The 12,947-nt window shown below is 69.2% G+C and carries 13 protein-coding genes and 1 pseudogene; all 14 read left to right on the forward strand.

The window, feature by feature from the left end:
* The first annotated feature begins 142 nt into the window (after positions 1-142).
* The 14 genes and pseudogenes from pgsA to NRF20_RS36130 all read left to right on the forward strand — a co-directional run bounded on the left by pgsA (position 143) and on the right by NRF20_RS36130 (position 12,789).
* Complete coding sequence (gene pgsA, locus NRF20_RS36065; RefSeq protein ID WP_266363095.1) at positions 143-817, forward strand: phosphatidylinositol phosphate synthase; 675 nt, start codon at positions 143-145, stop codon at positions 815-817.
* A complete protein-coding gene (locus tag NRF20_RS36070; protein ID WP_398629018.1) occupies positions 814-1,749 on the forward strand; it encodes a phosphatidylinositol mannoside acyltransferase in 936 nt (311 codons plus the stop codon). Before pgsA ends, NRF20_RS36070 begins: the two co-directional genes overlap by 4 nt.
* A complete protein-coding gene (locus NRF20_RS36075) occupies positions 1,746-2,954 on the forward strand; it encodes a glycosyltransferase family 4 protein (RefSeq protein WP_398629017.1) in 1,209 nt (402 codons plus the stop codon). Before NRF20_RS36070 ends, NRF20_RS36075 begins: the two co-directional genes overlap by 4 nt.
* A gap of 192 nt (positions 2,955-3,146) precedes the next feature.
* The gene (locus tag NRF20_RS36080; RefSeq protein ID WP_176740353.1) at positions 3,147-3,644 is read left to right on the forward strand and encodes a hypothetical protein; all 498 of its coding nucleotides are present in this window, start codon (positions 3,147-3,149) and stop codon (positions 3,642-3,644) included.
* Between the two features lie 168 nt (positions 3,645-3,812).
* Positions 3,813-4,733 carry a pyridoxal 5'-phosphate synthase lyase subunit PdxS gene (gene pdxS, locus NRF20_RS36085; RefSeq protein WP_093898403.1) on the forward strand — a complete coding sequence of 307 codons (921 nt, stop codon included), beginning with the start codon at positions 3,813-3,815 and terminating at the stop codon, positions 4,731-4,733.
* 6 nt (positions 4,734-4,739) lie between these two features.
* The gene (pdxT, locus tag NRF20_RS36090; protein ID WP_266363102.1) at positions 4,740-5,333 is read left to right on the forward strand and encodes a pyridoxal 5'-phosphate synthase glutaminase subunit PdxT; all 594 of its coding nucleotides are present in this window, start codon (positions 4,740-4,742) and stop codon (positions 5,331-5,333) included.
* Between the two features lie 61 nt (positions 5,334-5,394).
* Positions 5,395-6,147 carry a YebC/PmpR family DNA-binding transcriptional regulator gene (locus NRF20_RS36095; RefSeq protein ID WP_266363104.1) on the forward strand — a complete coding sequence of 251 codons (753 nt, stop codon included), beginning with the start codon at positions 5,395-5,397 and terminating at the stop codon, positions 6,145-6,147.
* 123 nt (positions 6,148-6,270) lie between these two features.
* A pseudogene (gene ruvC, locus NRF20_RS36100) lies at positions 6,271-6,842 on the forward strand (crossover junction endodeoxyribonuclease RuvC).
* Positions 6,839-7,465 carry a Holliday junction branch migration protein RuvA gene (gene ruvA / locus NRF20_RS36105; RefSeq protein WP_398629015.1) on the forward strand — a complete coding sequence of 209 codons (627 nt, stop codon included), beginning with the start codon at positions 6,839-6,841 and terminating at the stop codon, positions 7,463-7,465. The pseudogene ruvC and the gene ruvA overlap by 4 nt, the downstream one beginning before the upstream one ends.
* Before the next feature lie 82 nt (positions 7,466-7,547).
* Positions 7,548-8,609, forward strand: a complete 1,062-nt coding sequence (ruvB, locus tag NRF20_RS36110; RefSeq protein ID WP_398629014.1) for a Holliday junction branch migration DNA helicase RuvB — start codon at positions 7,548-7,550, stop codon at positions 8,607-8,609.
* 164 nt (positions 8,610-8,773) lie between these two features.
* Positions 8,774-9,259 carry a preprotein translocase subunit YajC gene (gene yajC / locus NRF20_RS36115; RefSeq protein WP_398629013.1) on the forward strand — a complete coding sequence of 162 codons (486 nt, stop codon included), beginning with the start codon at positions 8,774-8,776 and terminating at the stop codon, positions 9,257-9,259.
* A 146-nt stretch (positions 9,260-9,405) separates the two neighbouring features.
* Positions 9,406-11,133 (forward strand): protein translocase subunit SecD, encoded by a 1,728-nt coding sequence (secD, locus tag NRF20_RS36120; protein ID WP_398629012.1) that lies wholly within the window; start codon positions 9,406-9,408, stop codon positions 11,131-11,133.
* A 1-nt stretch (position 11,134) separates the two neighbouring features.
* Entirely contained in the window at positions 11,135-12,238 is a 1,104-nt protein-coding gene (gene secF / locus NRF20_RS36125; RefSeq protein WP_398629011.1) for a protein translocase subunit SecF, read from the forward strand.
* Positions 12,235-12,789, forward strand: a complete 555-nt coding sequence (locus tag NRF20_RS36130; RefSeq protein WP_398629010.1) for an adenine phosphoribosyltransferase — start codon at positions 12,235-12,237, stop codon at positions 12,787-12,789. The genes secF and NRF20_RS36130 overlap by 4 nt, the downstream gene beginning before the upstream one ends.
* The last annotated feature ends 158 nt before the right edge of the window (positions 12,790-12,947 follow it).

Raw genomic sequence — 12,947 nt, forward strand, 5'->3', positions numbered from 1 at the left:
CCACTCAGCTCAGGTTGCGTCCATACGTCGTGCACCGCGGCGCGATGCCGGGTGCCCGGACGGTGGAGTCCGGCGGGCGTGACTACGATGGGCCAGCCGGTGGCCGTAGGGGCCGCTCGGCCCACCGACCCTCGGGAAGGCCATGCTGAACAAGTACGCGCGTGCATTTTTTACGCGTGTCCTCACACCGTTCGCCGCACTGTTGCTCCGTCTCGGCGTGAGCCCTGACGCGGTCACTCTGATCGGTACGGCCGGGGTGATGACAGGTGCGCTGGTCTTCTTCCCGATGGGGGAGTTCTTCTGGGGCACGATCGTCATCACGATCTTCGTCTTCTCCGACCTCGTCGACGGCAATATGGCCCGGCAGGCCGGTATCTCCAGCCGCTGGGGCGCGTTCCTGGACTCGACCCTGGACCGGGTCGCCGACGGGGCGATCTTCGGAGGGTTCGCGCTCTGGTACGCGGGCAACGGCGACGACAACGTGATGTGCGCGGTCGCGATCTTCTGCCTGGCGAGCGGCCAGGTGGTCTCGTACACGAAGGCGCGCGGTGAGTCGATCGGGCTGCCGGTCGCGGTCAACGGTCTCGTGGAGCGCGCCGAGCGGCTGGTCATCTCGCTGGTCGCGGCGGGATTGTCCGGTCTCCACACGTTCGGTGTTCCGGGGATCCAGATCCTGCTGCCGATCGCACTGTGGATCGTCGCCGTGGGCAGCCTGGTGACTCTCGTGCAGCGGGTCGTGACGGTGCGCCGCGAGTCCGCGGAGGCCGACGCGGCCGAGGCCGCTGCTGCGGACCGGGGGAGCGGGGCCGCGCAGTGAGCGGCGCACCGGGTGACACGCAGTCCGGTCTGCGGGACCGGCTGACCGACGGGCTGTACGGGCTCGGCTGGACCGCCGTCAAGAAGCTCCCCGAGCCGGTCGCCCGGGCCCTCTTCCGCACCATCGCCGACCAGGTGTGGAAGCGGCGGGGCAAGAGCGTGCTGCGGCTGGAGTCGAATCTGGCACGGGTCGTGCCCGGGGCTTCCCCGGCCCGGCTCGCCGCGCTCTCCAAGGCCGGGATGCGCTCGTACATGCGCTACTGGATGGAGTCGTTCCGGCTGCCCACCTGGAGTCCGGCGCGGATCAAGGCGTCCATAGACGTGACGGACGCGCACCGGCTGACCGACGGGCTGGACACCGGCCGCGGCGTCATCCTCGCCCTGCCGCACCTGGGGAACTGGGACCTGGCCGGAGCCTGGGTCACCACCGATCTCGAGGTGCCCTTCACCACGGTCGCCGAGCGGCTCAAGCCCGAGACGCTGTACGACCGGTTCGTGGCCTACCGCGAGGGGCTCGGCATGGAGGTCCTGCCGCACAGCGGCGGCGCCGCCTTCGGCACCCTGGCGCGGCGGCTGCGCGCGGGCGGCCTGGTCTGTCTGGTCGCCGACCGTGATCTGTCGGCGTCCGGCGTCGAGGTGAAATTCTTCGGCGACACCGCACGCATGCCCGCTGGACCGGCGCTGCTGGCCCAGCAGACCGGGGCGCTGCTGCTGCCGGTGACGCTCTCGTACGACGACACGCCCGTGATGAAGGCGCGTATCCATCCGCCGGTCGAGGTGCCCGAGTCAGGCAGCCGTACGGAGAAGACGTCCTCGATGACACAGGCGCTGGCCGATGCCTTCGCCGTCGGAATCGCCGAGCATCCGGAGGACTGGCACATGCTGCAACGGCTCTGGCTGGCCGACCTGGAGAACCGGGAGGACCGGCCGTGAAGATCGGCATCGTATGCCCGTACTCCTGGGACGTACCGGGCGGTGTGCAGTTCCACATCCGGGACCTGGCCGAACACCTGATCCGTCTGGGACATCAGGTGTCGGTGCTGGCACCCGCCGACGACGAGACACCGCTGCCGCCGTACGTGGTCTCGGCGGGCCGTGCCGTGCCCGTCCCGTACAACGGCTCCGTGGCCCGGCTGAACTTCGGCTTCCTCTCTGCCGCCCGGGTGCGCCGCTGGCTGCACGACGGCACCTTCGACGTGATCCACATCCATGAGCCGACCTCGCCGTCGCTGGGGCTGCTCGCCTGCTGGGCGGCGCAGGGGCCGATCGTCGCCACGTTCCACACCTCCAACCCGCGCTCCCGGGCCATGATCGCCGCGTACCCGATCCTGCAGCCCGCGCTGGAGAAGATCAGCGCGCGCATCGCGGTGAGCGAGTACGCACGCCGGACCCTGGTCGAGCATCTGGGCGGCGACGCGGTCGTCATCCCGAACGGGGTCGATGTCGGCTTCTTCGCCGCGGCCGAGCCCAAGGCCGAGTGGCAATCGGAGGGGGCGCGAAGCTCGGTTGAGGGCGGTGGTGGGAGACAGGAGGGCGGCACGATCGGCTTCATCGGGCGTATCGACGAGCCGCGCAAGGGCCTGCCCGTCCTGATGAGGGCGCTGCCCGCGATCCTTGCCGCGCGCCCGGACACCAGGCTGCTGGTGGCGGGCCGCGGCGACGAGGAGGAGGCCGTCGCCTCGCTGCCCGAGAAGATGCGCGAGCGCGTCGAATTCCTCGGCATGGTGAGCGACGAGGACAAGGCACGGCTGCTGCGCAGCGTCGATGTGTACGTCGCGCCGAATACGGGCGGCGAGAGCTTCGGGATCATCCTGGTCGAGGCAATGTCGGCCGGTGCGCCGGTCCTGGCCAGCGATCTGGACGCGTTCGCGCAGGTCCTGGACCTGGGCGCGGCGGGCGAACTCTTCGCCAACGAGGACGCGGACGCGCTGGCGTCGGCGGCGATCCGGCTGCTCGGCGACCCGGGGCGGCGTACGGAGCTGCGCGAACGGGGAACCGCGCACGTGCGGCGCTTCGACTGGTCGACGGTCGGGGCGGACATCCTCGCGGTGTACGAGACGGTGACGGACGGCGCGGCGTCGGTGGCGGCCGACGAACGCACGGGCCTGCGCGCACGTCTGGGGCTGGCACGGGACTAGGGCCCTTGGTCCAAGGCCGTCCGGCGGCCCAGGTCCGGGGTCCGGGGCAGCGCCCCGGCGGCGACCGAGCCCGCCCTGCACCCGCTTCCGCGTCCAGGACCGGACGGCCACACTGCCTGCGCCCCGACGGTAGCCTTGCCGCCCGTGATCGAAACCCTCATCTGGATCGCCGTCGCGATCGTCGCGATCGGTATGTACCTCAGCTGGACCGCCGGGCGGCTGGACCGGCTGCACACGCGCATCGACGCCGCCCGCGCCGCCCTCGACGCGCAGCTCCTGCGCCGCGCCTCGGTCACCCAGGAACTGGCGACATCGGGTGTCCTCGACCCGGCCGCGTCCATCGTGCTGTACGAGGCCGCGCACGCCGCCCGCCAGGCGGAGGAGGAGAACCGCGAGGTCGCGGAGAGCGAACTGAGCACCGCGCTGCGGGCGGTGTTCGGTGAAACGGCGCAGGTGGAGTCCGTGAAGGAGATCCCCGGCGGCGAGGAGGCGGCGTTCGAACTCGCCGCGGCCGTGCGCCGTGTCCCGATGGCCCGGCGGTTCCACAACGACGCGGTGCGCGCGGCGCGTGCGCTGCGCAGGCACCGTACGGTGCGGTGGTTCCGGCTGGCCGGGCACGCCCCGTTCCCGCTCGCCTTCGAGATGGACGACGAACCGCCTGTCGCCCTGGCGGACCGCCCCGTCAGCTGACCCGGCGGCCACGCCCGTACGTGACCGGGATCACAACCAGTCTCGTACGTGTGCAAAACGATCCACCGGCCTTCCATTGGCCCTTGCTGTGGACTGGTCCCGGAGAGTTTGCTCAGCACTGCACCAATCAGCGCTTTCAGTAACTTTTTCTCCGAGTGAGGTCGATCCGTGTCCACGCTTCCCACCACCCCGCAGTCCGCCGACTCCCCGGCCACCGGCACCGCTCGCGTCAAGCGCGGCATGGCCGAGCAGCTCAAGGGCGGCGTGATCATGGACGTCGTCAATGCCGAGCAGGCGAAGATCGCCGAGGATGCGGGCGCAGTGGCCGTCATGGCCCTGGAGCGGGTGCCGGCCGACATCCGCAAGGACGGCGGCGTGGCCCGGATGTCGGACCCGAACATGATCGAGGAGATCATCGAGGCCGTCTCCATCCCGGTGATGGCGAAGTCCCGCATCGGACACTTCGTCGAGGCCCAGGTCCTGCAGTCCCTCGGGGTCGACTACATCGACGAGTCCGAGGTCCTCACCCCGGCCGACGAGGTCAACCACAGCGACAAGTTCGCCTTCACCACCCCGTTCGTCTGTGGCGCCACCAACCTCGGTGAGGCCCTGCGGCGCATCGCCGAGGGCGCGGCCATGATCCGTTCGAAGGGCGAGGCCGGCACCGGCAACGTCGTCGAGGCGGTCCGTCACCTGCGCCAGATCAAGAACGAGATCGCCCGGCTGCGCGGCTACGACAACAACGAGCTGTACGCCGCCGCGAAGGAGCTCCGCGCCCCGTACGAGCTGGTCAAGGAGGTCGCCGAACTCGGCAAGCTGCCCGTCGTGCTGTTCTCCGCGGGCGGCGTCGCCACCCCCGCCGACGCCGCGCTGATGCGCCAGCTCGGCGCCGAGGGTGTCTTCGTGGGCTCCGGTATCTTCAAGTCCGGCGACCCGGCCAAGCGCGCCGCCGCCATCGTGAAGGCCACCACCTTCTACGACGACCCGAAGATCATCGCGGACGCCTCCCGGAACCTGGGCGAGGCCATGGTCGGCATCAACTGCGACACCCTGCCCGAGGCCGAGCGCTACGCCAACCGTGGCTGGTAGTCACTGATGAGCGACACCCCTGTGATCGGAGTCCTGGCTCTCCAGGGAGACGTACGGGAACACCTGATCGCCCTGGCCTCGGCGGATGCCCTGGCCAGGCCGGTCCGGCGTCCCGAGGAACTCGCCGAGGTCGACGGCCTGGTCATTCCCGGTGGCGAGTCCACCACGATGTCCAAGCTGGCTTCCCTGTTCGGCATGCTGGAACCGCTGCGCGAGCGGGTACGGGACGGGATGCCGGTCTACGGCACCTGCGCCGGAATGATCCTGCTCGCCGACAAGATCCTCGACCCGCGCTCGGGCCAGGAGACGGTCGGCGGGATCGACATGATCGTGCGCCGTAACGCCTTCGGGCGGCAGAACGAGTCCTTCGAGGCGGCCGTCGAGGTCGCCGGTATCGAGGGCGGCCCCGTCGAGGGCGTGTTCATCCGCGCCCCGTGGGTGGAGTCGGTCGGCGCGCAGGCCAAGGTGGTGGCGGAGCACGGTGGTCACATCGTCGCCGTACGTCAGGGAAACGCCCTGGCGACGTCATTCCACCCGGAACTGACCGGGGACCACAGGGTTCATGCGTTGTTCGTGGACATGGTGCGCGCAGTCGGCTGACTCGATCCCGGTAGGATCTCTCGGGTTCGGATCGAATTTGGTGACGCGAAGGAGAAGGCAGATGTCCGGCCACTCTAAATGGGCTACGACGAAGCACAAGAAGGCCGTGATTGATGCCAAGCGCGGCAAGCTCTTCGCGAAGCTGATCAAGAACATCGAGGTCGCGGCCCGCACCGGCGGTGTGGACCCCGAGGGAAACCCGACCCTCGTGGACGCGATCCAGAAGGCGAAGAAGAGCTCCGTACCGAACAAGAACATCGACTCCGCGGTCAAGCGCGGTGGCGGTCTCGAAGCGGGCGGCGTCGACTATCAGACGATCATGTACGAGGGTTACGGCCCGAACGGTGTCGCGGTGCTCATCGAGTGCCTCACCGACAACCGCAACCGTGCCGCATCCGACGTGCGTGTCGCGATGACCCGCAACGGTGGTTCGATGGCCGACCCCGGTTCGGTCTCGTACCTCTTCAACCGCAAGGGTGTCGTCATCGTCCCCAAGGGCGGGCTGACCGAGGACGACGTCCTGGGTGCCGTGCTCGACGCGGGCGCCGAGGAGGTCAACGACCTCGGTGACACCTACGAGGTCGTCAGCGAGGCCACCGACATGGTCGCGGTCCGTACCGCGCTCCAGCAGGCCGGCATCGACTACGACTCCGCCGAGGCGAACTTCCTGCCCACCATGCAGGTCGAGCTGGACGAGGAGGGCGCGCGCAAGATCTTCAAGCTGATCGACGCGCTGGAGGACAGCGACGACGTGCAGAACGTCTTCGCCAACTTCGATGTCTCGGACGAGGTCATGGAGAAGGTCGACGCCTGAGCCACGCTCAGCGCAGCCTTCACGGACGGGCCGACGGGGACACACCCCGTCGGCCCGTCGCATTGTCAGTGCGAGCCGATAGCCTGCGGGAACAGTTGACCGATCGGTACGGAGGGGCCTCCCATGCGGGTACTCGGCGTCGACCCGGGGCTGACCCGGTGCGGTGTCGGCGTCGTCGAAGGCGTCGCCGGCCCCTCACGATGCTCGGCGTCGGAGTCGTCCGCACCGCGGCCGATGCGGAGCTCGGCCACCGGCTGGTGGCCATCGAGCGCGGCATCGAGGAATGGCTCGACGAGCACCGGCCCGAATTCGTTGCCGTGGAGCGGGTGTTCAGCCAGCACAACGTCCGTACGGTGATGGGCACCGCCCAGGCCAGTGCGGTCGCCATGCTCTGCGCATCCCGGCGCGGCATACCGGTCGCCCTGCACACCCCCAGCGAGGTCAAGGCGGCCGTCACCGGCAGCGGCCGTGCCGACAAGGCGCAGGTCGGAGCCATGGTCACCCGGCTGCTGCGGCTCGATGCCCCGCCGAAACCCGCCGATGCGGCCGACGCCCTCGCGCTCGCCATCTGCCACATCTGGCGCGCCCCCGCCGTCAACCGCCTCCAGCAGGCACGCGCGGCTGCCGCCGCCGCAGCCCGTACCGCGCGCGTTCCCCGTACACCTACAGTTCCCGTCCGGAAGGTCCCCCGATGATCGCCTTCGTCAGCGGCCCCGTGGCCGCGCTCGCCCCGACCACGGCCGTGATCGAGGTCGGCGGCATCGGCATGGCCGTCCAGTGCACGCCGAACACCCTCGCCGGCCTCCGGATCGGCAGGGAGGCCAGGCTGGCCACCTCCCTCGTCGTACGGGAGGACTCGCTCACCCTCTACGGCTTTGCCGACGACGACGAGCGGCAGGTCTTCGAGCTGCTCCAGACCGCGAGCGGAGTCGGACCACGGCTCGCCCAGGCCATGCTCGCCACGCACAGTCCGGACGCCCTGCGGATCGCGGTCGCCAGCGGCGACGAGAAGGCGCTCACCGCCGTCTCCGGCATCGGCAAGAAGGGCGCGCAGAAACTCCTCCTCGAACTGAAGGACAGACTCGGCGAGCCCGTGGGCGCCCACATCGGCCGACAGGGCATCGGCACCGCCGTCACCTCTTCCTGGCGCGATCAGCTGCAGGCCGCCCTGATCGGTCTCGGCTACGCCACCCGCGAGGCCGACGAAGCGGTCACCGCTGTCGCCCCGCAGGCCGAGGCGGCTCTGGCCGAGGGCGGACAGGCCCCCGTGCCGCAGCTGCTGCGCGCCGCGCTGCAGACCCTCAACCGCGCGCGCTGACCGGAGCGCGTCACCCCGGGGGGAGACCCCGACCGGGCCGGGCACCGCACGGCACCGAAACACCCGAGGCGGGACAGACTGAATGAACTGGGACGAGACCGGACCCGATACCGACGAGCGGCTCGTCGACGCCGACGCGGACGGCGAGGACACCGCGGTCGAAGCGGCGCTGCGGCCGAAGGACCTCGACGAATTCGTCGGCCAGGAAAAGGTGCGCGAACAGCTCGACCTGGTCCTCAAGGCGGCCAGGGCCCGCGGCGCCACCGCCGACCATGTCCTGCTCTCCGGCGCCCCCGGTCTCGGCAAGACCACCCTCTCCATGATCATCGCGGCCGAGATGGGCGCCCCGATCCGGATCACCTCGGGCCCCGCCATCCAGCATGCGGGTGATCTCGCCGCGATTCTCTCCTCACTCCAGGAGGGCGAAGTTCTCTTCCTGGACGAGATCCACCGCATGTCGCGGCCCGCCGAGGAGATGCTCTACATGGCGATGGAGGACTTCCGCGTCGATGTCATCGTCGGCAAGGGCCCCGGAGCCACCGCCATCCCGCTGGAACTGCCGCCCTTCACCCTGGTCGGCGCCACCACCAGGGCCGGACTGCTGCCGCCCCCGCTGCGCGACCGTTTCGGCTTCACCGGCCATATGGAGTTCTACGCCCCCACCGAGCTGGAACGCGTCATCCACCGCTCCGCCCGCCTCCTCGACGTGGAGATAGACGCGGAGGGCGCCTCCGAGATCGCCGGACGTTCCCGCGGCACCCCCCGTATCGCCAACCGGCTGTTGCGCCGTGTCCGGGACTACGCCCAGGTCAAGGCCGACGGACGGATCGATCGCACCGTCGCCTCCGTCGCCCTCGGGGTGTACGAGGTCGACGCGCGCGGCCTCGACAGGCTGGACCGGGCGGTGCTCGGCGCTCTGCTGAAGCTCTTCGGCGGCGGCCCCGTCGGACTGTCCACCCTCGCGGTGGCCGTGGGCGAGGAGCGCGAGACGGTCGAGGAGGTCGCGGAGCCCTTCCTGGTACGGGAAGGACTGCTGGCCAGGACGCCGAGGGGGCGTGTCGCGACACCCGCGGCCTGGGCCCACCTCGGCCTCGTACCTCCCCAGCACGGCGGAAAGGGACAACAGGGCCTGTTCGGGGCGTGATGCATCACAGGTTCACCCGGACAGGAACCACCGAGCGGCGCCGGGCGTTGTTCCATCGATGCGGACTCGCTTAGACTCCGCCGATGCCGCCCGTACAGGTCGGTGTACCCACCCCCGTAGATCAGGCCGCCTTCCAGCGCGGTCGTGCGAAGGAAACTCGTCCCGTGAATCCCGTGACTCTCCTCCCCTTCATCGTGCTCATCGGGGCCATGTTCCTGATGACGCGGTCCGCCAAGAAGAAGCAGGCGGCCGCTGCCCAGATGCGCAATGAGATGCAGCCCGGCACCGGCATCCGCACGATCGGGGGCATGTACGCCACCGTCAAGGAGCTTCACGACGACACCGTTCTCCTTGAGGTCGCGCCCGGCGTCCACGCCATCTACGCCAAGAACGCCATCGGTGCCGTCCTGGACGACGCGGAGTACAACCGCATCGTCCACGGCGACGACGATGACGCCCTCGACATCGACGGCGCGGTCGTGCCGGACGACGCCTCCTCGCTGACCGAGGCCGACGCCGACGAGGACACCTCGGACGACGCCAAGATCGACCTGGGCAAGAAGGCCGAGGCCGACGACGCCGAGCCGAAGGACGCCGAGTCCGACAAGAAGTCCGAGGGCAAGACCGACGGCGAGGCCGACGCGAAGTAACCCACGACCCGGGGATGCCGTGAGCCCACCGGTATCCGGCACTCCCCGGACCGTGCGATCTTCTGCGGGGGCGGGTCCCCACTACACTTCGTGGCCGCTCGGGCGCGTACCCGGCGCGGGGCGGTTGGACAGGGAGAAACGAGAAGGTGGCAGCACCGAAGAAGAGCCGAGGGCCGGCCGGCGGTCAGGGCAGGCCGGGGCGTGCCCTGGCTCTGATCCTGATCGCCATGGTCGCGCTCACCGGCGGGATGTTCCTGGCCGATCAGCCGACCCCACGACTGGGCATCGACCTGGCGGGCGGCACGTCCATCACGCTTGAGGCGAAGAGCGAGCCGGGCCAGGAATCGGCGATCAACAAGACCAACATGGACACCGCGGTCCAGATCATGGAACGCCGTGTCAATGGTCTGGGCGTCTCCGAGGCCGAGGTCCAGACACAGGGCGATCACAACATCATCGTCAACATCCCCAAGGGCACGAACTCCGCCCAGGCCCGCGAGCAGGTCGGCACCACCGCCAAGCTCTACTTCCGGCCGGTGCTGACCGTCGCCCAGGGCACGCCCACCCCGATGCCCAGCGCCTCGTCGTCCGGCAAGCCCAGCCCGAGCGCCTCGACGTCGGACAAGGGGAAGGCGTCGGCGACGCCGAGCGCCAGCGCCTCCACGCAGGGCCGCGCGGTCACCGACGGCCTCAAGGCCGATTCCTCGCCCACCCCCAAGGCGAGCACCACGCCGAAGGCCGACGCCACCCCGTCGGCATCCGCCGCGGACAAGGCGGCCGCCGCCAAGTTGCAGAAGCAGTTCGCGGAGCTCGACTGCTCCAGCAAGGCTTCCCGCGCCAAGGCCGCACAGGGCGCCAAGCCCACCGACACGGTCGTCGCGTGCAGCTCCGAGGGCGACGCCAAGTACGTCCTCGGTCCGGCCGAGGTGTCCGGCACCGAGGTCGACAACGCCAAGGGAGCGATCGATCAGAACGGTCAGTGGATCGTTCAGATGGAATTCACCAAGGACGGCGCCAAGAAGTTCCAGAAGATCACGAGCCGGCTCTCGCAGCAGCAGTCGCCGCAGAACCAGTTCGCCATCGCGCTCGACGGCGAAGTCGTGTCGGCGCCCTTCGTACGCACGGCACTGAGCGCGAACGCCGAGATCTCCGGCAGCTTCGACCAGAAGTCCGCCGATGACCTGGCCAACGTGCTCTCCTACGGTGCGCTCCCGCTCTCGTTCAAGGAGCAGAGCGTCACCACCGTCACTGCCGCGCTCGGTGGCGAGCAGCTCCAGGCGGGTCTGATCGCCGGCGCCATCGGTCTGGCCCTGGTGGTCATCTACCTGGTGGCCTACTACCGCGGACTGGCGCTCATCGCGCTCCTGAGCCTCATGGCCTCCGGCATCCTGACCTACACGATCATGTCGCTGCTCGGCCCGGCCATCGGCTTCGCGCTGAACCTCCCAGCGGTCTGCGGAGCCATCGTCGCCATCGGTATCACCGCCGACTCCTTCATCGTGTACTTCGAAAGAATCCGCGACGAGATCCGCGAGGGCCGTACGCTCCGCCCGGCCGTCGAGCGCGCCTGGCCGCGCGCCCGGCGCACCATCCTGGTCTCCGACTTCGTGTCGTTCCTCGCCGCGGCGGTGCTCTTCGTGGTCACCGTCGGCAAGGTCCAGGGCTTCGCCTTCACGCTGGGTCTCACCACGCTGCTCGACGTGGTCGTGGTGTTCCTCTTCACCAAGCCCGTCATGACGCTGATGGCCCGTACGAAGTTCTTCTCCAGCGGTCACCCGTGGTCCGGTCTGGACCCGAAGCGGCTCGGCGCCAAGCCGCCGTTGCGCCGCTCGCGCCGTGTCAACGCCCCCACCGACCACCCGAAGGAGGCGTGAGATGTCGCGACTCGGCAGTCTCGGCGCCCGTCTCTACCGCGGCGAGGTCGGCTACGACTTCATCGGCAAGCGCAAGATCTGGTACGGGATCTCGATCCTGATCACCATCACGGCCATCGTCGGCCTGGCGGTCAGTGGCCTGAACATGGGCATCGAGTTCAAGGGCGGCGCGGTCTTCACCACCCCGAAGACAAGCGTCAGCGTCTCCCAGGCGGAGGACTTGGCGACGGAGGCATCCGGTCACCAGGCGATCGTCCAGAAGCTCGGCAGCGGTGGTCTGCGTATTCAGATCAGCGAGGTCGACACCGCGAAGTCCGACCAGATCAAGGACCAGCTCTCCAAGGACCTCAACGTCCCGACGGAGAAGATCGCCGCCGACCTGGTCGGCCCCAGCTGGGGTGAGCAGATCGCCAACAAGGCCTGGACGGGCCTCGGCATCTTCATGGTCCTCGTGGTGATCTACCTGGCCATCGCCTTCGAGTGGCGCATGGCCATTGCGGCCCTGGTCGCGCTGATCCACGACATCACCATCACGGTCGGCATCTACGCCCTGGTCGGCTTCGAAGTCACCCCGGGCACCGTGATCGGTCTGCTGACCATCCTCGGCTACTCCCTCTACGACACGGTCGTCGTCTTCGACAGCCTCAGGGAGAGCACGAAGGACATCACCAAGCAGACCCGCTGGACGTACAGCGAGATCGCCAACCGCTCGATCAACGGCACGCTGGTCCGTTCCATCAACACCACCGTCGTGGCCCTGCTCCCCGTCGCCGGTCTGCTCTTCATCGGCGGTGGCGTCCTCGGCGCCGGCATGCTGAACGACATCTCCCTGTCGCTGTTCGTCGGCCTCGCGGCCGGTGCGTACTCCTCGATCTTCATTGCCACCCCGCTCGTCGCCGACCTCAAGGAACGCGACCCGCAGATGAAGGCCCTGAAGAAGCGGGTCCTCGCCAAGCGCGCGGCAGCCGCCGCCAAGGGCGAGTCCGCCGAGGACGAGCAGGACGACGATGATTTCCCGGAGGACGTCGCACGCGCCGCCGCGGTCGTCGGCCAGCGTCAGCAGCCCCACAGGGGCCACGGCCGGACCCCGGGGAAACGCCGATGACCAGCAGCACCACCGAGAGCACCCGTGAGCTCCTGCTCAGCCGGATCCGCGACGTGCCGGACTATCCGAAGCCGGGCGTGATGTTCAAGGACATTACCCCGCTGCTCGCGGACCCGCTCGCGTTCGCGGCCCTCACCGAAACCCTCGCGGAACTGTGCGTACGGCACGGCGCCACGAAAATCGTCGGCCTTGAGGCGCGCGGCTTCATCCTGGCCGCCCCGGTCGCGGTCCGGGCCGGGCTCGGCTTCGTACCCGTCCGCAAGGTGGGGAAGCTGCCCGGAGCCACCCTCAGCCAGGCGTACGAGCTGGAGTACGGCACCGCCGAGATCGAGATCCACGCGGAGGACCTGTCCGCCGGCGACCGGATCATGGTCATCGACGACATCCTCGCGACCGGTGGCACCGCCGAGGCCTCGCTGGAGCTGATCCGGCGGGCCGGTGCCGAGATCGCGGGCGTCGCGGTTCTCATGGAGCTCGGCTTCCTGGACGGACGTGCCCGGCTGGAACAGGTTCTGGCGGGTGCTCCGCTGGAGGCACTCATCCACGTGTGAGTACCGCATGCACGAATCGGGTGTCCAGGATTCTTCTGGGCACCCGATTTGCGTTTGCGCACCGGCATCACCATTGAGCTCATGAATGGCTCAAAAATCGATGCCGGGTTATGTGGCTATCTGATTGGATCTTCCTGATGCCGCTGATCGGCATCTCA

The sequence above is a fragment of the Streptomyces sp. R-74717 genome (assembly GCF_047305335.1).
GTDB classification, from domain to species: domain Bacteria; phylum Actinomycetota; class Actinomycetes; order Streptomycetales; family Streptomycetaceae; genus Streptomyces; species Streptomyces atratus.

Bases quoted from the DNA above. Each gene is read 5' to 3' on its own strand.
- pgsA (WP_266363095.1), top strand. From the start codon at position 143: ATGCTGAACAAGTACGCGCGTGCATTTTTTACGCGTGTCCTCACACCG.
- NRF20_RS36080 (WP_176740353.1), top strand. From the start codon at position 3,147: ATGTACCTCAGCTGGACCGCCGGGCGGCTGGACCGGCTGCACACGCGC.
- pdxT (WP_266363102.1), top strand. From the start codon at position 4,740: ATGAGCGACACCCCTGTGATCGGAGTCCTGGCTCTCCAGGGAGACGTA.
- NRF20_RS36095 (WP_266363104.1), top strand. From the start codon at position 5,395: ATGTCCGGCCACTCTAAATGGGCTACGACGAAGCACAAGAAGGCCGTG.
- ruvA (WP_398629015.1), top strand. From the start codon at position 6,839: ATGATCGCCTTCGTCAGCGGCCCCGTGGCCGCGCTCGCCCCGACCACG.
- ruvB (WP_398629014.1), top strand. From the start codon at position 7,548: ATGAACTGGGACGAGACCGGACCCGATACCGACGAGCGGCTCGTCGAC.
- secF (WP_398629011.1), top strand. From the start codon at position 11,135: ATGTCGCGACTCGGCAGTCTCGGCGCCCGTCTCTACCGCGGCGAGGTC.
- NRF20_RS36130 (WP_398629010.1), top strand. From the start codon at position 12,235: ATGACCAGCAGCACCACCGAGAGCACCCGTGAGCTCCTGCTCAGCCGG.